Source organism: Clostridium zeae, assembly GCF_017312485.1.
GTDB classification, from domain to species: domain Bacteria; phylum Bacillota; class Clostridia; order Clostridiales; family Clostridiaceae; genus Clostridium_AR; species Clostridium_AR zeae.
Window position 1 is genome coordinate 149,920 of the sequence record NZ_BMBA01000003.1, and the last position, 22,048, is coordinate 171,967.

At 31.0% G+C, this 22,048-nt stretch carries 18 protein-coding genes; 4 read left to right on the forward strand and 14 right to left on the reverse strand.

Annotated features, from left to right (window positions below; all coding sequences use genetic code 11):
• Positions 1–42 precede the first annotated feature (42 nt).
• From argF to J3477_RS15540, 9 genes are all read right to left on the reverse strand, one after another.
• Positions 43–975 (reverse strand): ornithine carbamoyltransferase, encoded by a 933-nt coding sequence (gene argF, locus J3477_RS15500; protein WP_206870873.1) that lies wholly within the window; start codon positions 973–975, stop codon positions 43–45.
• Positions 976–1,090: 115 nt separating this feature from the next.
• Entirely contained in the window at positions 1,091–2,263 is a 1,173-nt protein-coding gene (locus tag J3477_RS15505; RefSeq protein ID WP_371876606.1) for an aspartate aminotransferase family protein, read from the reverse strand.
• Positions 2,264–2,495: 232 nt separating this feature from the next.
• On the reverse strand, positions 2,496–3,353 hold the full coding sequence (gene argB, locus J3477_RS15510; RefSeq protein ID WP_371876603.1) for an acetylglutamate kinase: 858 nt from the start codon (positions 3,351–3,353) through the stop codon (positions 2,496–2,498).
• 120 nt (positions 3,354–3,473) lie between these two features.
• Positions 3,474–4,697 (reverse strand): bifunctional glutamate N-acetyltransferase/amino-acid acetyltransferase ArgJ, encoded by a 1,224-nt coding sequence (gene argJ, locus J3477_RS15515; protein ID WP_371876607.1) that lies wholly within the window; start codon positions 4,695–4,697, stop codon positions 3,474–3,476.
• Between the two features lie 86 nt (positions 4,698–4,783).
• Positions 4,784–5,827, reverse strand: coding sequence for an N-acetyl-gamma-glutamyl-phosphate reductase (argC, locus tag J3477_RS15520; protein ID WP_206870876.1), 1,044 nt, complete (start codon positions 5,825–5,827; stop codon positions 4,784–4,786).
• A 119-nt stretch (positions 5,828–5,946) separates the two neighbouring features.
• Complete coding sequence (argH, locus tag J3477_RS15525; RefSeq protein WP_206870877.1) at positions 5,947–7,329, reverse strand: argininosuccinate lyase; 1,383 nt, start codon at positions 7,327–7,329, stop codon at positions 5,947–5,949.
• Positions 7,330–7,339: 10 nt separating this feature from the next.
• A complete protein-coding gene (locus tag J3477_RS15530; RefSeq protein ID WP_206870878.1) occupies positions 7,340–8,545 on the reverse strand; it encodes an argininosuccinate synthase in 1,206 nt (401 codons plus the stop codon).
• 456 nt (positions 8,546–9,001) lie between these two features.
• Positions 9,002–10,297 carry a hemolysin family protein gene (locus tag J3477_RS15535; RefSeq protein ID WP_206870879.1) on the reverse strand — a complete coding sequence of 432 codons (1,296 nt, stop codon included), beginning with the start codon at positions 10,295–10,297 and terminating at the stop codon, positions 9,002–9,004.
• 253 nt (positions 10,298–10,550) lie between these two features.
• On the reverse strand, positions 10,551–10,967 hold the full coding sequence (locus J3477_RS15540; protein WP_206870880.1) for an RrF2 family transcriptional regulator: 417 nt from the start codon (positions 10,965–10,967) through the stop codon (positions 10,551–10,553).
• A 261-nt stretch (positions 10,968–11,228) separates the two neighbouring features.
• Here J3477_RS15540 and J3477_RS15545 point away from each other — a divergent pair, with 261 nt between their 5' ends.
• From J3477_RS15545 to J3477_RS15560, 4 genes are all read left to right on the forward strand, one after another.
• Positions 11,229–11,774, forward strand: a complete 546-nt coding sequence (locus J3477_RS15545; protein WP_206870881.1) for a glutathione peroxidase — start codon at positions 11,229–11,231, stop codon at positions 11,772–11,774.
• A 166-nt stretch (positions 11,775–11,940) separates the two neighbouring features.
• Positions 11,941–12,423 (forward strand): glutathione peroxidase, encoded by a 483-nt coding sequence (locus J3477_RS15550; RefSeq protein WP_206870882.1) that lies wholly within the window; start codon positions 11,941–11,943, stop codon positions 12,421–12,423.
• A gap of 3 nt (positions 12,424–12,426) precedes the next feature.
• Complete coding sequence (locus tag J3477_RS15555) at positions 12,427–12,870, forward strand: MarR family winged helix-turn-helix transcriptional regulator (protein WP_206870883.1); 444 nt, start codon at positions 12,427–12,429, stop codon at positions 12,868–12,870.
• Between the two features lie 177 nt (positions 12,871–13,047).
• Positions 13,048–14,886 carry an urease accessory protein UreH domain-containing protein gene (locus tag J3477_RS15560; protein WP_206870884.1) on the forward strand — a complete coding sequence of 613 codons (1,839 nt, stop codon included), beginning with the start codon at positions 13,048–13,050 and terminating at the stop codon, positions 14,884–14,886.
• 116 nt (positions 14,887–15,002) lie between these two features.
• Here the strand turns inward: J3477_RS15560 and J3477_RS15565 are convergent, their stop codons facing one another.
• The 5 genes from J3477_RS15565 to J3477_RS15585 form a co-directional block, all read right to left on the reverse strand.
• Complete coding sequence (locus J3477_RS15565; RefSeq protein WP_228731292.1) at positions 15,003–16,409, reverse strand: glycosyltransferase family 2 protein; 1,407 nt, start codon at positions 16,407–16,409, stop codon at positions 15,003–15,005.
• Positions 16,402–17,568 (reverse strand): HEAT repeat domain-containing protein, encoded by a 1,167-nt coding sequence (locus tag J3477_RS15570; RefSeq protein WP_206870886.1) that lies wholly within the window; start codon positions 17,566–17,568, stop codon positions 16,402–16,404. The genes J3477_RS15565 and J3477_RS15570 overlap by 8 nt, the downstream gene beginning before the upstream one ends.
• A 10-nt stretch (positions 17,569–17,578) precedes the next feature.
• Positions 17,579–17,986 (reverse strand): response regulator transcription factor, encoded by a 408-nt coding sequence (locus J3477_RS15575; RefSeq protein ID WP_206870887.1) that lies wholly within the window; start codon positions 17,984–17,986, stop codon positions 17,579–17,581.
• 1 nt (position 17,987) lies between these two features.
• Positions 17,988–20,123, reverse strand: a complete 2,136-nt coding sequence (locus J3477_RS15580) for a family 2 glycosyl transferase (RefSeq protein WP_206870888.1) — start codon at positions 20,121–20,123, stop codon at positions 17,988–17,990.
• 193 nt (positions 20,124–20,316) lie between these two features.
• A complete protein-coding gene (locus J3477_RS15585; RefSeq protein ID WP_206870889.1) occupies positions 20,317–21,633 on the reverse strand; it encodes a hemolysin family protein in 1,317 nt (438 codons plus the stop codon).
• Positions 21,634–22,048 lie beyond the last annotated feature (415 nt).

A 22,048-nucleotide genomic window follows, 5' to 3' on the forward strand; every position in this document is an offset into this window, starting at 1 on the left:
TTGTGACTAATTTAAATTAATCTCAAAGTTCTATTATATAATCTATTTGTTACTCATCAATTTAACCATAACAGCTTTTTGAGCATGAAGTCTATTTTCAGCCTCTTCAAATATCTCTTTCTCATGAAGCTCTAATATATCTTCTGTTATCTCCTCACCCCTATGAGCCGGAAGACAGTGAAGAACCATAGCATCTTTTTTAGCTATTCCCATAAGATCACTATTCACCTGATAGCCCTTAAATGCTTCTTTTCTTTTGTTAGTTTCTTCTTCTTGCCCCATACTAGTCCAAACATCTGTAATTACTACATCAGCATCTTTAACTACATCCAATGGGTTACTTGCGAAAGTTACAGTTCCTTTTGAGATCTCTTCTATTTCTTTTACACCTTTTATTACGTGCTCAGGTGGTTCATAGCCATTTGGGGTTGCAATTCCTATACTCATCCCTACTTTTAAACATCCAACCATTAAAGAGTTTGCCATGTTATTTCCGTCTCCTATAAAAGCAACCTTAAGACCTTCAAGTTTCCTTTTAAACTCTTTTATTGTAAGTAAATCCGCTAAGACTTGACATGGATGCTCTTCATCTGTAAGTCCATTAATAACTGGAACTCTTGAATACTCTGCAAGATCCTCAACATCTTTTTGGGAGAAAGTTCTTATCATTATTCCATCTACATATCTTGATAAAACTCTAGCCGTATCCTTGATTGGTTCTCCTCTTCCAAGTTGTATGTCATTAGAACTTAGGAATAAGGCTGACCCACCTAATTGATACATACCTACCTCAAAGGATACACGAGTTCTTGTAGAGGATTTTTCAAATATCATTCCTAAAGTCTTTCCTTTTAACAGATGATCATGAGGTATACCATGCTTTGTTTCGTACTTAAGCTGTTCCCCAAGTTCCAGTATTTCCATTATTTCTTCTTTTGTATAATCATTTAGCTTTAGTAAATGCTTATTTTCCATAACTCTTCCCCCCAAGATATTTTATTTATATATCAATAATTTAATCATTCTTTGCAAAGCTCATTAAAGTATCGGATGTATGACACCTAAATTTCTAAGTAATCTTAATTTTGTACTAAAAACATTCTTTAAGAACTTCTAATCCAGCTTTTATTTCTTCTTCAGTTATTGTTAATGGCGGAAGAAGTCTTAGAACCTTTGCTCCTGCAGTAAGAGTCAATATTCCTTTAGCTAAAGCCTTTTCTTGAACATCTTTGCTCTCGCCTTCAAGTTCAATACCTAACATAAGACCTTTTCCTCTAACCTCTTTTACTGATGGAATATTAAAGCCTTCTATTATATTCTTTATAAGTTCACCCTTTTTAGTAACTTCATCTATAAAGCCGTCACTAGTTACAACATCTAGAACTACGCTTGCGCCTTTAAGTGCTACTGGATTACCACCAAAGGTTGATCCATGATCTCCCTTCTTAAATACACTAGCAGTTTTTTCACCAGCTAAGATTGCTCCGATAGGAAGTCCGCCGCCTAATCCCTTAGCTAGGGTTACTATGTCTGGTTCAACATTAAAATGCTCAAATCCAAAGAACTTCCCTGTTCTTCCTACACCACACTGAACCTCATCAAATATCACTAATACATCTTTTTCCTTACATAATGCAACAGCTTCTTTTACAAAGGTTTCATCCAAAGGATATACTCCGCCTTCACCTTGTATAGCTTCCATCATTACAGCACATACAGTTCCATCAAGTTGTTCTTTTAGGGCTTCTATATTATTTTTTTCTATATATACGAAACCTTCAGGAAATGGGAAGAAATAATTATGAAATTTCTCTTGTCCTGTTGCCTTTAATGCAGCAAGAGTTCTTCCATGAAAAGATTGCTTTAGAGAAATTATCTTTCCTCTTCCTTCTCCATATTTATCAAAACTATATTTTCTTGCAAGCTTTATAGCACCTTCATTCGCTTCTGCTCCAGAGTTAGCAAAGAAAACTTTCTTTAACTTACTTGCGTTTATTAACTTTTCTCCAGCTTCAATAGCTACTGGGTTGAAAAATATATTTGAAGTATGCAAAAGTAAATCAATTTGATCCTTTAAACCCTTTATTAATTGTTCATTCCCATAACCTAGAGAAGATACCCCTATACCACTAGTAAAATCTAGATACTTTTTTCCATTAGAATCTATTAGATAATTACCTTCACCTTTAACAAGCGCTATAGGTAATTGTCCATAAGTATCCATGAAAAACTCATTCCATTTCTCTTTAAAATCCATTTTTATTACACCTCCTATTTACTTTAAGACTCTATTAACCAAAATTACTTTAATCCAATAAGTCTTAGAAAACTTAAACCTACTATATTATTAATTAGTAATATTCACCGTTGTTAAATATCAGTGATCTGTTATATAGATGTACCACTTCATAATAAAATATATTATTTTTAAATTCTCTCACTAGAAGCCGTGAGAGTTTTAAAAATAGATTTCTGTTTAAAGTGTTACATCTATATTAGTGAATCATGGTACCTATACCTTCATCTGAGAATAACTCTATAAGAACAGAATGTGGCATTCTTCCATCTAGTATATGGACTCTCTTAACTCCATTTCTAATACTCTCAACGCAACTGTTTATCTTAGGTATCATTCCTCCGCTTATCACCTTTTCTTCCATAAGCTCTGGAATTTCCCCTACTCTTATATCTGAAATAAGCGTTTCTTCTGAACTTGGATCTCTTAAAAGTCCAGGTACATCAGTAAGAAGTATAAGTTTTTCTGCTTTTAGAGCTGAAGCCACTTTAGCTGCAGCTATATCACCATTTATGTTATAGGCTTTTCCATCTTCACCTATACCAACAGTTGCTATTACAGATATATATCCTTGTTTTAAACTGTTGTCTATCACATCTGTATTTACCTTTTTTACTTCTCCTACGAAACCTAAATCCTCTTCGCTTTTTACCTTTTCAGTTATAAGCATATTTCCGTCTATACCGCATAATCCAATAGCTTTTCCACCTAAAGAATTTATAAGGAATACAAGCTCCTTGTTTACTTTACCTGCCAGCACCATTTGTACTATGTCCATTGTCTCTTCATCAGTGTATCTTAAACCATTTATAAACTTTGGCTTTTTCCCCATTTTTTCTAGGAATATATTTATCTCTGGACCACCGCCATGTACTAAAACAACATTTATTCCAACACAACTCATAAGTATCAAGTCATTTATAACTGCTTCTTTAAGAGTTTTGTTCTTCATTGCACTTCCGCCATATTTTATTACTATAGTCTTGCCATAATATTCTTTTATATATGGAAGAGCTTCGATAAGCGTATTGGCCTTCTTAAAATCTATACTACTCAAAGTTGTCACCTCTTTATAATATTAAGTTCTAACTATGCTTAGTATTTATTATTGAAATTAAGGTATCCAATAAAGTGTCCCCCTTAATTTCAACAAGATACTAAGCATATACTGTTATCTTTAAGTTCTATAATCTCCATTAATTCTTACGTATTCATAACTTAGGTCACAACCCCAAGCGACAGCTTCTTCTTCGCCCATTTTTAAGTCAATTATTATAGATATTTCACTTTCTCCAAGTACTAATTTTGCTTTTTCTTCGCTGAAAGGTACTGGCATACCATTTTTGCAAACTTCTAAATATCCCTTTATACTGTCAAAAGAAACATCAACCTTTTCTACCTCTAAAGGTTCATCTGAATATCCAAGAGCGCATAGTATTCTTCCCCAGTTTGCATCTGCACCGAATACAGCAGTCTTAACTAAACTTGATTGAATTACTGATTTTGCTAAAGCTACAGCATGCTCTTCATTTAAAGCACCTTTAACATAGCATTCTATCATCTTAGTTGCACCTTCACCGTCTTTAGCAATAAGCTTAGCAAGTTCTGTGCATACAAAAGTCAATGCATTTAAAAATTTATAATAACTGTCATCTTTATCCGTTATCTTTTCATTTCCTGCCATACCATTTGCAAGCACCGCTACCATATCGTTTGTACTTGTATCGCCATCAACACTTACTCTATTAAAGCTTTTGTTGGTAGCATGTAGAATAGCTTCTTTTAACAGCTTTCCATCTATGCTAACATCAGTAGTTACAAACCCTAACATAGTAGCCATATTCGGATGAATCATTCCTGACCCCTTTGCCATAGCTCCTATGGTAACTTTTTTATCCCCAACTTTTATTGACACTGCTACTTCCTTCTTTATAGTATCAGTAGTCATTATAGCTTCCCTAGCATCTATATTTCCGTTCCTATTTATGCTGTTTACAAGCTCATCCATTCCATTTTCAATTGCTTCTATATTAAGTGGAACACCGATAACTCCAGTAGATGCAACAATAACATTTTCTTTGTCTATTCCAAGTCTTTCACCTGTTACTTCAGCCATTCTATTAGCTTTTATTATTCCGTCTTCTCCTGTACAAGTATTTGCATTACCGCTATTTACTATAATCGCTTGAGCCTTATAATCTAGTAGATTTTTTTCAGTAACTAGTATAGGACTTCCTTTAACTTTATTTTGAGTATAAACTGCTGCTGCATCGCATATCTTTTCTGAATATATAAGTGCTAAATCCTTTTTTTCTTTTTTCTTCTTTAATCCGCAATGTATTCCTGAAGCAACAAAACCTTTCGGTGCTGTAACTCCACCCTTTAATATATCCATTTCTATTCCTCCTCTTTAAAAAATAACTAACAAACTTTCATTGTAAAGTATACTTATCTACAAATTCATCTAGAATATATCTTCTTAAAAAGCTAAAAAGCTGGTGCCAAAAATTCAAGCCCTTTATTTTCTTCATAGCCCATCATTATATTCATATTTTGTATAGCCTGACCTGCAGCTCCCTTTAGCATATTGTCTATCACAGAGCATAGAATAAGCTTATTTGCTCTCTCATCAAAATGAACTGATATTTGACAGTTATTTGATAAGGTCACTGACTTTATCGAAGCTGTCTGTCCTTTAGGTACTATATTAACGAACTTCTCACTTTCATAAGTTTCCACTAAAGTGTCATAAGCTTTTTCATAGCTCACTTCTTCATTTAATTCACAGTATATAGTTGAAAGTATTCCTCTATTTACTGGTATAAGATGTGGTGTAAATACAATCCTTATTTCTTCACCATAGGCTTTACCTAAGCTCTGCTCTATCTCAGGAATATGTCTATGAACTCCTCCAACCTTGTAAGGAGATATGTTTTCATTACTTTCTGGATAATGAGAAGTTAATGAAAGGCCTCTTCCTGCTCCAGTTACTCCTGATTTGGAATCAATTATTATTCCATCTTTTTTAATAAGCTTATGCTTTAGTAATGGAGTTAGAGCTAATGCTATGGATGTTGGAAAGCATCCTGGATTAGCTATTATAGGTGATTTTTTTATAAGTTCTCTATTTACTTCACAAAGTCCATAAACAGATTTTTCATGAAGACTTCCATATAAATATTTTTTTCCGTACCATTTTTCGTATTCTTTCTCATCTTCAAGTCTGAAATCTGCACCTAAATCAATTACCTTCTTACCTTTTGCTACTGCAGTATTTGCTATTTCTTCACTTAACCCATGAGGAAGTGCCAAGAAAAGTAGATCACTCTTTTCTAAAACCTCATCAGTATTTTCACATTTTAAATTAGTATATCCTAATAGATTTGGATATACATCAGCTATATTCATACCCTCGAAAGAGGAAGAACTTATTGCTGTAACCTCAACCTCATTATGAGTAAGCAATAATCTTAAAAGCTCTATACCAACATAACCAGTGGCACCTATTATTCCAACCCTTAACTTTTTCACCTAACATCCCCCTTTATCTATAGATGTAGCACTTCATATAAGTTTGTATTTTTAGAAACTCCTCTTCCTAAAACTAAGAGGAGTTTAAAAAATAAATTTCCCATTGAAATGCAGCATCATTACTTCTGCTCTTTTTTAATGAAATACTTTAAATTGTCTAATTGTATATCCACGGATGACTTGCTTGGTCCTCCTACAACTTCTCTTCTTTCAACACAATTTTTAAGATCTAAAGCTTCATAAATATCCTTGTCAAATAAACTTGAAAACTCCTTGAATTGCTCTAAAGTTAAATCTTCCAATTTTGTTTTCTTTTCAATGCAATAAAAAACCAGCTGTCCAATCACCTTATGAGCATCCCTAAAAGGCATCCCTTTTTTAACTAAATAATCTGCTCCATCGGTAGCATTGGTAAATCCTTCACCAGCTGCATCTCTCATTCTTCCCTTATTAACCTTCACCGTTGAAAGCATATCACTAAATACATCTATGCATAATTTAACTGTATCTAAACTATCAAAAATAGCCTCTTTATCTTCTTGCATATCCTTGTTATAAGCTAGAGGAAGCCCCTTCATCATTGTAAGTAGAGTTATAAGCCCCCCATATACTCTTCCTGTTTTTCCTCTAACAAGTTCTGCTACATCAGGATTTTTCTTTTGTGGCATTATGCTGGAACCTGTAGAAAATCCATCATCAAGCTCTATAAAACCAAATTCTCCAGTGCACCAAAGAATTATTTCCTCGGAAAACCTCGATAAATGCATCATTATTATTGCTAAAGCGCTATTAAGTTCTATTACGTAATCTCTGTCAGATACACCGTCTAGACTATTCATGGTAATATCTTCGAACCCCAATTCTTCCATTACCATATATCTATCAAGAGGATAAGTAGTAGTTGCTAATGCCCCACTTCCAAGCGGAGATACATTCATCCTCTTATAACAATCTACAAGTCTAGAATAGTCTCTTTTAAACATCTCTCCATAAGCTAACAAATGATGACAAAAGGTTATGGGCTGTGCCTTTTGAAGATGTGTATATCCAGGCATTATGGTGTCAACATTTTCAGATGCTACCTTATATATTGAATTTTCAAGCTTCAATATTAAGTTCTTCAATTTATCTATTTCTTTTTTTACATACATTCTTAAATCCAATGCTACTTGATCATTTCTACTTCTTCCAGTGTGAAGCTTTTTACCAACTTCACCTATGCTATTTATAAGCATTGTTTCTACATTCATGTGTATATCTTCAGCATATTCTGAAAAATTAACTTCTCCATTTTCTATGTTTGCTAAAATATTTTTAAGCCCTTCAACTATCTTCTCCATATCATCAAAAGAAATAACATTGCAGCTTGCAAGCATTTTTGCATGAGCTATACTTCCCTTTATATCTTCTTCATATAATCTGTAATCAAAGGATATAGAAGAATGAAATGCATTGACTAAACTGTTTGTTTCCTTTTGAAATCTTCCACCCCAAAGTTTCATAAATTCCCTCCTATTTTTTTGAAAGCATTGACTTAACTGTAATTGGTAATCCAAATAGATTTATAAAGCCTTCTGCATCCTTTTGGTTATAAACTTGATCTTCTCCAAAGGTTGCTATTTCTTCACTGTAAAGAGAATATGGTGATGTTATTCCAGCATTTATTATATTTCCTTTATAAAGCTTTAACTTAACATCTCCAGTAACTGTTTCTTGTGTTTTATCTACAAAGGCACTTAGTGCTTCTCTTAAAGGAGTAAACCATAGACCAAAGTAAACCAATTCTCCAAACTTAGTTGCAACTAATTCTTTATAGTGTGATGTTTCTCTATCTAAACATAATGTTTCCAATTCTTTATGTGCATAATATAAAATCGTTCCACCTGGAGTTTCATATACTCCTCTTGATTTCATACCAACTAATCTATTCTCAACAAGATCAATGATACCAATTCCATTTTTGCCACCTATCTCATTAAGCTTTTTGATAAGTTCAACAGGACCATATTCAACTCCATCTATCTTCTTAGGAATACCTTGTTCAAAGGATAGAGTTACATATGTAGGCACATCTGGAGCCTTTTCAGGAGATACTGAAAGTTCTAGTATTTTATCATAGTCTGGTTCATTTTCCGGATTTTCTAAATCTAAACCTTCATGGCTTAAATGCCATAAGTTTTTATCCTTACTATAGTTTGTTTCTCTTGTTAAAGTTATAGGAATATTTTTTTCTATAGCATAATCTATCTCTTCATCCCTAGATTTTATATTCCATTCTCTCCAAGGAGCTATTATCTTCATATCTGGTGCATATGCTTTAATTCCAAGTTCAAATCTCACTTGGTCGTTTCCTTTTCCTGTACAACCGTGAGCTATAGCATCTGCCCCTACATTTTTTGCTATTTCTACAAGTCTTTTAGCTATTATAGGTCTTGCAAAAGATGTTCCTAAAAGATACTTTCCCTCGTATATTGCATTTGCCTTCAAACAAGGAAAAATAAAGTCATTAACTAATTCTTCTTTTAAATCAGCCACATAAAATTCTGAAGCACCAGTATTGATAGCTCTATCTCTTAATCCTTCTAATTCATCTCCTTGGCCAACATCACCTACTACAGCTACAACTTCACAACCGTAGTTTTCCTTAAGCCAAGTTATTATTATAGATGTATCAAGTCCACCTGAATATGCTAAAACAACCTTATTTAATTTCGCCATTAAAAACACCCTCCAATTTCTTCATTTAAAACATGTTATAATTATACATTCATTCTTTATAATTATGCAATACTTTTGAATAAATTTTTATTCATATTTTTTTGCAAATACTCTTTTCTATAATATTTGCTAAAAGCTTGCACTTATATAGCTATTCATTCAATATTCTAAATATTCAGTTTTATATTATTTGTGCATAGACATGAGTTATATATGCATAAAAATCATAATTTAGAATTCATTTTCATTATTAGTTAATGCATATTTATAATATATAATTTTGAAAAACACCTAATGTGTCTGTGGAAACTGTGTCAAATTAATAATATTTATTTTTTACTATATGACCTAAAAAATTATTCAAATCAATAGACATTACCAGGTTTGGCTAGTGCAAGAATTAAATACTTTCCTGTTCAATAACAAATGCAAAGATTTAAAAAACCTTTGCATCTGTCATTGTATAAATATCTTCACTCTTTCTACTCTTTTTTCACTCATTTCTTCTATCTTTAAGGTTATATTATGGTAATTCACTATTGAATTTTCTATATTTTTAGGAATCGTTCCAAGCATCTCAAGAACAAATCCACCGATAGTATCAGTGTCCTCAGAATTAATATTCAAATTAAGTATTTCATTAACCCTGTATATTGATAAAAGTCCATCCACACTATAGGTATTGTCATCGATCTTTCTTATCTCTTGTTCATCTTCGTCATATTCATCTGATATATTTCCCATCACTTCTTCCACTAAGTCCTCTAAGGTCACTATCCCTGAGAAACCTCCATATTCATCTATCAATATAGCCATATGACTTTTGGTTTCCTTTATATCCTTAAAAAGTTCATCAATATGTTTTGTTTCAGGTACAAAATAAGGCTCTCTAACTAATTTATTAAGCTCTATATCCTCTATGTCTTTAGTTATAAATTGACTAAAAATATCCTTAGTATATAAAATTCCAATTATATTATCCACTTCATCTTCATAGATAGGTATTCTAGAAAACTTCTCATGTACTATTTCTTCTATAACATCTGCGATTTTCTCATCACCGTCTAACATGAATACTTCAGTCCTAGGTATCATTACCTCTTTCGCTAGCTTGTCATCAAACCTAAATATCCCATTTATCATTTCTCTTTCTGTTTCATTTATTACTCCATGTTCTTTCCCTACTTCTATCATTGATTTTATTTCTTCTTCTGATACCCTCTCTTCCATGTTATTCATATCTATTCCAAATAACCTTATTAAAAGATTGGTTGAGAAAGAAAGAAATTTCACAAATGGTACTGTAATCTTAGATATCATAACTACAGGCTTTACTGTAAACATCGCTACAGATTCAGATTTTTTTAAAGCTACTCTTTTAGGAAATAGTTCACCTAGCACTAATGTGAAATATGATATTACAATTGTTATAATCACCAATGCAATCTGATCGCTATATGGCACATTATTCTTGGATAAAAATCTTGCAAAGCTATTAGATAAACTTGTTGCTGCAGATGCACTAGCAAAAAATCCTGCAAGAGTTATTCCAACTTGAATAGTAGCTAAAAATCTACTTGGCTCTTTGGTAAGATTCCTAAGCAATATAGCTTTTTTATCTCCCTTATCAGCTAAAATTCCTATCCTATTTTTATTTAAAGAGACTATGGACATCTCAGCTGCTACAAGAAATGCATTTATAGCAATTAATACTACTACTAATAAAATGCTTGTGATTAAATTTTCTTCCATAGTATTCTCCTTTAGTACTAAGATAAAAGTTTTTTTGAACTTAACTATGCTTATTATTTCTTAAAACATTTACTATTATCCTATTGATTTTTCTGGGTTTAGTTACCAAAAAAATTTATATTAATCTCGACAGTAAAAAATGCTATTGAGCAAAAAGCCCAATAGCATTAATAAAAACATAAACTTTACATATCCAAGTATTTAACCTTACTAAAAACTTCTAGAAAATAAAAAAATTAGGGAATATTCATCCCTAATTAAATCTATTATTCATTATATCATCAAAGGTTATACCATTGAGTTGTTCATTTACTATATTTTGAATTCTATTCAAAGCATTATGCAATTGACATCTTCCAGATCTATTTGCATTACATATTTCAGGCTCACCTATACATTTAGCAACATAAGTAGGTCCATCTATTGCTTCTATAACATCATTCAAATGTATCTCTTGCGGAAGCCTTGCTAATGAATAACCACCATTAACACCTCTATAAGAACTAACGATCTTCGCATGTGTCAACTTTCTAAGTATCTTAAGCAAAAATCTTATAGGAACTTTTTCATGTTCTGATATGGATCTTGCTTCTATCTTGGTGCCGTAATCTAATTTACAAAAATATAAAACGACTCTTAAAGCATAATCTACTTCTTGTGTTATCTTCATAATATTACCCCTTATAAGGTTTTAAATACATGACTAAATATAGCACTAATCCATTGAAATGTCAACGTTTCACTTGATTTGCCACAGTCACTAACTATGTATCACTTCACTTCAAAATCTACTTTTAAAACTCATTTGAGTTTTGAGATGATAATTTTTCATTTTTATATTTACAACGAAAACTTTCCATGATATTATGAATGTATACAATTCGGTTTTGTACAATTTAATTTTATAATATATAATTAGGAGATGTTTAAAATGTCTATTTATGATTTTAAGGTGAACAACATTGATGGAAAGGAAATAGAATTATCTCAGTACAAAGGTAAAGTTTTAATCATTGCTAACACTGCAACTAAATGTGGATTCGCTCCACAACTTGAAGATCTACAAAAGTTATACGAAAAATATAAAAATGCAGGGTTAGAAATTTTAGGTTTCCCTTCAAATCAATTTGAGAACCAAGAACCCGGCTCAAATGAAGATGTAAAAAAAGTTTGTTCAATAAACTACGGAGTAACATTTAATATGTTTGAGAAAGCTGATGTTCGTGGTAAAGATTCTCTTCCATTGTTTAATTATCTTGTATCGCAAAAACCCTTTAGAGGTTTTAACTTAAATGATCCTCAGCAAAAATTTTTCAATGCATTTTTAGAAGAAAACTTTCCTGAATCTTTAATCGATGATTCTATAAAATGGAACTTCACTAAATTCCTTGTTGATAGGAATGGTAAGATAATTGGAAGATTTGAATCTCCTGTTGATCCCTTAAGCATGGAAAGCTATATTGAAGCTTTATTATAATTTATATATTGTCGATGATTCCAATTTCAGTATCGCTAATAAAGTTTCTAATTTTAATTCGTTTAAAGAAGAACTATTTACATTTAAATATATAAATGATATATTTATATTATCAATTCAATTTTATGCAATTTAATTAAACTCAATATTTTTGGAGGTATTAAAAATGAATATATATGATTTTAAAGCTATAGATATAGATGGTAGAGAGGTTGACTTTTCTGATTATAAGGGTAAAGTATTACTTATAGTAAACACTGCAAGTAAGTGTGGTCTTACACCTCAATTTAAAGAATTAGAGGCTTTGTATAATAAACTTAGAAGTAAAAACTTTGAGATTCTTGGATTCCCTTGTAACCAATTCGCTAGCCAAGATCCAGGAAACAGTGAAGAAATAAAAAGTTTTTGTCTTCTAAACTATGGAGTAACTTTTAAGATGTTTGAGAAGGTTGATGTAAACGGAGAAAATGCACATCCTATCTACAAATATTTGACTTCTCAAAAAGGTGGACTTTTGAACAAGGCCGTTAAGTGGAATTTCACAAAATTCTTAGTTGATTCAAACGGAAATGTAGTAGACAGATTTGCTCCAACTACATCACCTTCAAAGATTGAGGAGGATATAAATAAACTTTTAAAGGACGTGTAACAAATGGAAAATAACGAATTAAAAGATGAAATGTTAAAATTAGATAATCAGCTGTGCTTTGCTATTTATGCTTGTTCCAAAGAGATAATTAAAGGATATAGACCTTATCTTGATGAGTTAGGTCTTACTTATACACAATATATAACTCTACTTTCACTTTGGGAAAAAGATGATGTAACAGTAAAAGAATTAGGAAACAAATTATATCTTGATTCTGGTACTTTAACACCATTATTAAAAAAGTTAGAAGCTTCTAATTTAATAGAAAGAATTAGAGATAAGGAAGATGAAAGAAACGTTATAATAAAGCTTACTGAAGAAGGCAAGAATAAAAAACTGTCAGCTGAATGCATTCCTCAAAAGTTATTGGAAAATACTAAGCTATCACCAGAAAAACTTTTAAGCATAAGAGAAAGCATGAAAGCTTTACTGGAATCAATGAGATAGTATAAAAACTACCAGAAATATTTCTGGTAGTTTTTATTTTATATTAACTTTTCTCTGTTTCTTCATAAAGAATTCATATAAAATGGATATCATTAATAGTATGCTGATATTTTTCACGAACAATTAATCCATAAGATAAAATAATTTGAGGTGTAAAATGTTATAGGGGTGATAAAAATGGCAATAAAAAGTATAAACCTTAGCGTTAACGACATGACCTGTACTTCTTGCGAAAATAGAATATCTAATTCTTTGAAAACTCTTTCTGGTATATTAGAAGTAAAGGCCAGTTATAAGAATTCATCTGTTTATGTTAAGTTCGACAATGAAAAATGCTCTTATGGGAAAATATGCAGAGCAATAGAAGAGATAGGTTATACAGTCACAGGAAATACTTTATCCCAAAGTAATACTGCTAAAACTGAAATACTACCTATAATTGCAATAATACTTATAGCATTTGTATTTATAAAATTAGGTCAGAATTCTATTGGCTTTGATATGAGTTCTAAACTAGGAACAAATACTACATACGTTATGCTATTTGTAATAGGTATTTTCACATCACTACATTGCGTTGGTATGTGTGGAGGCATAATGCTTTCTCAAAGTATCTCCATAAAAGGTGTAAATAAATTTTCAAACCTAAAACCTTCACTTTTTTATAACTTTGGAAGGTTAATATCTTATACATTATTAGGTGGAATAGTTGGTGCTATAGGCTCTGTATTTAGCATAACTATAGGAACTCAAGCCTTAATATCTATAATTGCCGGAGTTTTTATGGTGATAATGGGATTTAATTTAGCCGGATTTAAATTTTTTAGATCTATTAACATCAAACTTCCTTGGTCAAACTGTAATACAAAAAAATCACTAACAGGTAAGCCATTAATTGTAGGTCTTTTAAATGGTTTGATGCCTTGTGGCCCTCTTCAAACAATGCAATTATACGCCCTTGCTACTGGTAGTCCAATTAAAGGCGCAATTTCTATGTTCATATTCGCATTAGGTACTATTCCACTTATGCTTATATTTGGAGTTGCTGCAAGTTTTCTTAACAGTGGTAAAACTAAAAAGCTTTTAAAAGTAAGCGGAATTGTAGTTATATTATTAGGATTTATCATGGCTAATAGAGGATTTACTCTAATGGGCTTTAATATATCACCTATGTCTATACTAAGTGGTAAAACCGTGGCTTCTAATGTTAAGATGTCTGATGATAACAAAGGAAAATTAGTTGATGGAAAACAAGTTATCAACTTAACTGCAGATAGCAAAGGCTATTCTCCTAATGTAGTATTTCTTCAAAAAAATGTACCGGCAAAGATAGTTATCGATGGAAAACTTATAACTTCCTGTAATAACGAAATTGTGTTTCCTAGTCTAAACATAAGTAAAAAACTAAAATCAGGTGAAAATGTAATAGAGTTTACTCCTACAGACAAAGATATTGATTACAGCTGTTGGATGGGTATGATCACCGGTAAAATCAAAGTTGTTGATGACTTAGGCAATGTGTCTCAGGAAGACGTTTCTAAGGCTCAATCAGACCAACAACAATCTGCTGCTGGAGCAAGTTGCTGCTCTCCTACCGGAGGAACTGCTCAAGAAGCACAATTATATGGTCAACCTATTTCTAAGGTACCTACTAATAAAATAGTTGTAAAAGCTAAAATTGATGGTGTAACACAAAAGCTTTCGATTAAAGCTAATAGTAACGAGTTCGAACCTTTAGTGTGGGTATTTAAAAAAGGTCTCACAGCTAATGTTTCTTTTAATTTAGATGGTATGAATAACGCCGATGGTAAATATGATCTTATAGGTTTTACTACAAATACTAAAGTTAATAGCTTTACTATAAGTAATTATCTCGGAAAATTAGATATGAAATTTGATAAAGAGGAAACTTATTTTATAGAAAAGGATAATAACATTTACGGAGTTATTAAAGTTGTTTCTGACTTTGATAATGCTGACTTAGAACAAATAAGAACTGAAACTATAAACCAATAATCACCTAAAAATGTACCACTTCAATGCGGAATCTATTTTTAGCTCTCTCACAGTTTTTAGTGAAAAGATTTAAAACATAAATTCAAATGCGAAGTGGTACATCTTTATGTATGGTTTTATCCTTGAAACTTTTTTCTTTTTATACTCCCCCAACTTCCCTTTAGCTTTCTAAATTTTATTATACCTTCTAATCTATATAACATAGTCATCTGTCTATATCCAAAATTCTCTATTATTCCATAGAAAGTTAGCTTTATTAACTGCCATATTGATGGATACTTATTAAAAGTGTATTCCTCCAGTAGTATAGCTCCTATAGAAAGTATAACTCCATATAGTATGGATGATGCTAAAAAAAGCAGGAAATACCTAACATTAAGTACTCCGAAAAAATACGATAATGGAATGAATACGTACCCTACTACTTCCACTACAGGTCCAATCATCTCAAACACCCAGAAATAAGGAGCTGCTAATATACCTATCTTTCCATATCTAGCATTAAGAAGTAACCGCTTATGTTTGAACAAACTATCCATAAGTCCAATCTGCCATCTTCTTCGCTGTACCCTTAAATCTTTAAATTTCTCAGGAGCTTGTGTCCAGCAGACTGGGTCTGGTATAAACTTTATTCTATACTTCTCCTTTCTTTCTCTCATAATTCTATGAAGCCTTACTACGAGTTCCATATCTTCACCTATAGTTTTAACAGTGTACCCACCAACTTCTATAACGCTCTCTTTTTTAAATGCTCCAAAAGCTCCTGATATAATAAGTAAAGCATCAATTGCATCCCACCCCATTCTACCAGTTAAAAATGCTCTTAGATACTCAACTATCTGAAACATAGCTACCCTATTTTTAGGCAATCTTATGTCTTTTATCTTACCATTATCTATTGTGCTTCCATTTGCGATCCTCACTATTCCCCCTACAGCTATTGTGAGCTTATCTTCTACAAAAGGCATTATTACTCTTACTAAAGAGTCACTTTCTAATATTGAATCAGCATCGATAGATGCAAATACTGGATATCTAGATATATTTATTCCTGCATTTAAGGCATCAGCCTTTCCTCCATTTACCTTATCTACCACTACTAGCTTAGGTATATCTATATTTTTATATACTGCTTTGATTTCATTAGTAGCAACTCTATATCTTACAGGTTGATACACTTTTCTAAGCTCAAATGCTTCTATTACTCTTTCTAGAGTTTCATCTTTAGAACCATCATTAATGACTACTATTTCAAATGTAGGATAATTCAAAGCTAGAAGAGATTTTATATTGTCTACTATAGTTTCTTGCTCATTATAGCCTGGCACTAATACCGATATAGGAATCATGTTATCTGATTCAGTATATTTTTTATGGTTAGAATATCTCATCTTTCTTATATAATCATATAAGTTAAAGCTCGATAATATAAGCTGAATAAAATAGACTCCATTAACAATAAGGACATAATATAAGATAAAGTGGTTGAAGGCCAAAATTACTTCCCTTAAAATATTACCCATCTTTTGTTTCACCACCATTATCGATATAGTTTTTTATAAACATAGCTAATTTTTCATCATGGTATTTATGGTTTTCATCATCAAATATCCTTGACATTAAATCCATATCTTCCATAGCAGATATTATTATATCTTTAGCAAATCTATCTTGACCTTCAAATACTTTGTGCACATACTTTAAACTTTCATCTAACTTAAGTATAGAAACAGCAGAATTATATCTTACAAACCATTGCCTATCAGATAGCTTATCAATTAATTTAGATATAATATTCGTATCACTATATCTTCCTAAAGTTTTAGCAGCTAAAGCTCTGACTTCCCAGCTTTCATCATTTAACAGATTAGAAATTTTATCTATATAACGTGTATCCTTCATATTACCTAAAGCCTTAATAGCTGATATCTTTCTCTCTTTAGAACTACTGTCTAAATATCTTGCTATTGGTTCTATCAAAGTATACTCTAATGAATTTCCAGCAGATTTTATAAATAACGAACTTATAAATTCATCTTCTGAATCTATCATTTTTGAATATACAAAACTTTTATTACCTTCAAAGCTATCTATTATTTCAATGAGACTCCTTTCACTTAGAAGAATTGATCCATTTATCCTTGAGAAAGCATCTATAAAACTTTGTTCATCCCCTATTTTAGCTAAAGCTAAAAGAGCATTATATTTTATATCTTGTATAGATATTGGAATTTGCTCTAATAAATCTTTTATAGACTTTTTGCTTCTTAATTCCCCTAACTTCTTACAGCACAATGCTTTCTTATATATATTTTTTGTATTTAAGTGTTTCAATTCGTCTTCTACAATCTTGTAATTTTCACAAAATTGTATTAAGATTTCCCTAAACTCTCCTGTGAAGTTTTCAAGATAATAGCTTATTCTTTCTTCTACTATGTCCCTTCTTATACTATTCCTTAGTATTTTTTTTAGTTTCTTTCTATCAATACTAATATCATCTGCATTTCCAGTATCTATTATCTTATTAATTATAGAATCTATCTCAGGAATTAATTGTCTTTCATATCTAGCTCTCTGCCTTTTAGCTATTTTTTCTATACTTTTTTCTACTATTATATACACATAAAGAAATGCCACTATAGTGCTAAAAAAAATTATAGAATAATATATATACTGTTCCATGAATTCACCATCATTCTTTTATATACTTTTTTATGATTTCATCCATCTCTTTTGGTGAAAATGGTTTTTTCACAATTTCATTTGCTCCTATCTCTAAAAGGTAAGTTATATTTTCAGTTGATTTCTGAGCAGACAAGACTATTATGTTAATATTATTATCTAGCCTTTTAATTTTTTTTATAAATTCATCTGCATACATTGTATCCATATAAAAATCGATTATAAGAAGATTAAACACGGCATACTTCATTAATACTAAAGCTTCATTTGCCTCATCAGCAACTGCAACAGAATAATTCTTATTCTTATATCTACTAACCAATATTGAGGTTAAGGATGCATCATCATCCACAATTAAAATTCTTCCTTTGGTCATTTTGTCATCTTTGCCGGCCATTAAAAGTGATTTATTCTTCAATCTATTGTCCTCCTATAACTTTAAATGCCTCTTTTAATATGTAATAGGAAGGCTTAAGTCTCTCATGAAAACTTGGATTATTCCACTCACTTAAGCTGAAATATCCCATCTCATTGCTATTTATTACTCTCTTATTGGTTATATGAGTTCCTCCTAAATATATCCCATCAACTTTTAGAGCCTTTATTCCATAAATATTAAAGTCATTCATTATACTTTTTGTAGATGGATCCATAAAGTTTAATAATTGCCATGGAATTCTTATTTCTATATTATCTCCATTAACATTAAAATCTGTTAATGAATTAAATGTATCGTGTTTCGGATTTCCATCACCAAAAATTAGTCTTCCAGTTTCATACTTTGACAGAGGTATAACAACTTTATCTTGAGGAAGAAATAATTCCTTATTAAGGCATAGATACATTGGATTAAATATATTGTTATCTTTATTTTCAAATACTGTATTTCTCTCAATCATCTTCAACTGTTTTGCATAAAGATAATAAAAAGAATCGTAATAGCTATGTACCAAGATTCTAGAATTACCTTTACCGTCAATATTTACAATAAAGTCTACTGGTCTTTGAAAGCTTATATCAGTATCTTTAAGTGATAAGCTCCCTGAACTAGGAGTTACATCTATCGGAATAATAAACTTATCTTTTTCTAAATTAAAATTATCAACTTTTACATATAGGTATAAATATTTCTCATCCTGCTTAGCATATACGCTAAAATCACTCCCTTTAGCTAAAAGCTTGCTATTTTCCCATTCATCGGGCTTGCCATCAACATAACATACACTGTCCTTCTTTCCAGGATCAAAGGCTAAAACTCCAAATTCCTGCTCATTAGTTTGAGGGTTTGACCAATAAGCTCTTCTCTCCGGTATATCAAAATCCATGGTATTCCAAGTTCGCTTAAACCACTCATCTTGCCAGGTAAATACCAATCCTCCACAATATCCTTCATCATATATATTTTGCAGCATAAACTTATCCATTTCTCCTTGGCTTTTTTCATCAATATATCCTTGATTAAATCCCATATGTATATTTTCATGAGCCTTTCCTCTAGATGCAGGAATACCAAACTCAGCTACAAGAACTGGAGTTGTATGTTGCTTTTTGAGATCCTTTAAATAAGCTCTATAAGTATTTATTATTCCACTTTGGTCTTTATACTGTGCATATTCATGTTGGTAATTCATAAAATCTGGATAATAAGGGTATATATGATATGATGCAAATAAACCTGGCTTAAAAGATTGTTTCGCTTTTATATGCTCTGTATTTACAGTTACTATATCTTCTTTTGCCAATGGTTCATTTGGATGCGATAACATATCTGTAGTCACCCAATTTGTAAAGCTAGTTGGTCTTTGCATCTTATAGTTTATTGACTCATACTCTATAGCATAATCCCCTAACTCACAAAGAAACTTTTCAAAAGGAGATGCATTACTTGTATATAGGTACTTCCCATCATAACTAGCATTATCCTTATTAATTGCATTTGTATTTAATACAAACTCTGGATCCCACTCTATGCCAAGTATCCATCCTGCTACATAATCAGAAATATCTTTTTTATAGATACCACTGGCATAGCCTTTTTTTTCTGGCAATTCTGCCTTACCATGAATTATATCTACTAATGTTTTTATATCTGCTTTCACTTGCTTTTTTATTTTCTGATCTTCTGCATTTTTTATATTTGAAATATCTTCTTCATTAACCCAAACACCTTGAAATAGATATAATGGCTTAATAGATTCCTTATTGTATTCATAAAGTGCTTCATAAAAATCTGGTTTTAGAATAGTATATACTCTTATACTACTAGCATTCATTTCACTTATATATTTAAACCACCTTTTATATTCTTCCTTAGTTATTGCAAGTTCTCCTGGAAAGCTACCAGGCTTAGCTGCACCTATATTGACGCCTTTAATAAAGCTTTTTTTCCACTTTCCTAGTTCATAGATATAGAAATCTTTAGTATCTACCTTAGTAATGAATTTGATATCCTCTTCTTTATATACAGAGAACTTATTTCTAACTATATATCCAAACTTCCATATTGAAAAACTAAGAATCGCTAAGGTTATCACTACTGCTAAAAATTTCTTCATTCCAAATCCCCCTTATACCTCTACTGTTAAAGCACTGCGTTTAAATATAGATAAACTTCTTTATACAAGCTCCGTACTTTAACAGAGCTAATATTATTATGTTCTAAAGCATATTAGTCCATGTAATGATAATAAAAAATAAAAAAACCTTTGTTTTTCAACAAAGGTTTTTAACTAATTTAAAAAATCTATATTATCTTGTCATGCATGCTTTTATCTTTTTAATTCTTTTATCTCCAACTTCTTCTACCTTAAACATTACATTTTTGTATTCAACTATTTTTTCTTCGTCACTTTTAGGTATTTTCCCTATCATACTTACAAGAAATCCACCAATTGTATCAAAGTTGTCAGTTGCTATATCTAAATGAAGATGTTCATTAACATCATTTATTGATAGAAGTCCATCTATTAAATAAGTGTCATTATCTAACTTTTTAATTTCACTTTCATTATCATTCTCATCATACTCATCGAAGATATTTCCCATAACTTCTTCTATTAAGTCTTCTATAGATACTATTCCTGAGAATCCACCATATTCATCTATAAGGATAGCCATATGATTTTTAGAGTCTTGCAGTTCTTTAAATAGTGTATCTATATTATTAGTTTCAGGAACAAAATAAGGAGTTCTTAAGATACTTCTTATGTTGATCTTATCTATACCTGTCTTATTTGCCTGGAAGAAGAAATCCTTCATATATAGTATACCTATTATATTATCAATATGACCTTCATAAACTGGAACTCTAGAAAAGTTTTCATTTAATAGCTTAGAAGATATTTCTCTTATAGGAGTATTTATATTTAATAAAAATACTTCCGTTCTTGGAGTCATTACTTCTTTTGCAAGCTTATCATCAAATTCTATTATACTTTCTATCATTTCCTTTTCGGTCTCATTTATAACACCATGCTCTTGTCCAACTTGAACTAAGGACTTTATCTCTTCTTTAGAAACCTTTTCCTCTAAGTTTTTACCATCAATTCCAACAAGTCTTAGCAATAAATTGGTGGATCCTGAAAGGAATTTTACAAAAGGACTACTTATCTTTGAAACAAATACAATCGGCATTACAGAAAACATAGCTATTGCTTCTGAGTTCTGAAGCGCAACTCTTTTTGGGAACAGTTCTCCAAATACTAGTGTGAAATATGATAATAAAATAGTTATTACCACTAAAGATATTTGGCTGCTATATGGTATATTAAACTTATCTAAGAATACAGAAAACTCACCACTTATTCCTGTAGCAGCAGATGCACTAGCAAAAAAGCTTGCAAGGGTTATACCCACTTGTATAGTTGCCAAAAAGTTACTAGGTTCGTCCAAAAGTTTTATTAAAGATACGGCTTTTTTATTTCCTTTTTCAGCAAGATTTCTAACCTTGTTCTTATTCAAAGAAATTATAGCCATTTCTGCAGATGAGAAAAATGCATTTATAAGTGTTAAAAACACTATTAATAATAATTGAAACAAAATACTACCATACGGGCTCGGGTCCATACTTTTAATACCTCCTAAAACATTATAACTATAATGATATCATAGCTAATAAAATCTTTCAAATTCGAAAAATTCTTAGAATTGTCTAATAATTTATCTTAAAAGCCTACTATACAATTTATCCTGCTTACACTTTCTAAATCTAGTTCATAATTCAAGTAGGTACTATATATGTACCAGTTCGGACCGAAACCTATTTTTAAAACTCTCACAGTTTCTGGTGATAGAGTTTTAAAATATAAATTCTAATACGAAGTTGTACATCCATAAACGAAAAAATCACCTACTAGATGTAGATAAGAATATAGTATTCTTAGACTACCTCTAATAGGTGCAAGTTCAAGTTTGGAACTTATTATATATTAACTATAAGGGTTTGCTATTTATAATTTTTCACTTCATAGATATAGTACTT

Coding starts and splice junctions, on each gene's coding strand:
- argF (WP_206870873.1), bottom strand. CDS start 975: ATGGAAAATAAGCATTTACTAAAGCTAAATGATTATACAAAAGAAGAA.
- argH (WP_206870877.1), bottom strand. CDS start 7,329: ATGAAACTTTGGGGTGGAAGATTTCAAAAGGAAACAAACAGTTTAGTC.
- J3477_RS15530 (WP_206870878.1), bottom strand. CDS start 8,545: ATGGCGAAATTAAATAAGGTTGTTTTAGCATATTCAGGTGGACTTGAT.
- J3477_RS15535 (WP_206870879.1), bottom strand. CDS start 10,297: ATGGAAGAAAATTTAATCACAAGCATTTTATTAGTAGTAGTATTAATT.
- J3477_RS15540 (WP_206870880.1), bottom strand. CDS start 10,967: ATGAAGATAACACAAGAAGTAGATTATGCTTTAAGAGTCGTTTTATAT.
- J3477_RS15545 (WP_206870881.1), top strand. CDS start 11,229: ATGTCTATTTATGATTTTAAGGTGAACAACATTGATGGAAAGGAAATA.
- J3477_RS15550 (WP_206870882.1), top strand. CDS start 11,941: ATGAATATATATGATTTTAAAGCTATAGATATAGATGGTAGAGAGGTT.
- J3477_RS15555 (WP_206870883.1), top strand. CDS start 12,427: ATGGAAAATAACGAATTAAAAGATGAAATGTTAAAATTAGATAATCAG.
- J3477_RS15560 (WP_206870884.1), top strand. CDS start 13,048: ATGGCAATAAAAAGTATAAACCTTAGCGTTAACGACATGACCTGTACT.
- J3477_RS15565 (WP_228731292.1), bottom strand. CDS start 16,409: ATGGGTAATATTTTAAGGGAAGTAATTTTGGCCTTCAACCACTTTATC.
- J3477_RS15570 (WP_206870886.1), bottom strand. CDS start 17,568: ATGGAACAGTATATATATTATTCTATAATTTTTTTTAGCACTATAGTG.
- J3477_RS15580 (WP_206870888.1), bottom strand. CDS start 20,123: ATGAAGAAATTTTTAGCAGTAGTGATAACCTTAGCGATTCTTAGTTTT.
- J3477_RS15585 (WP_206870889.1), bottom strand. CDS start 21,633: ATGGACCCGAGCCCGTATGGTAGTATTTTGTTTCAATTATTATTAATA.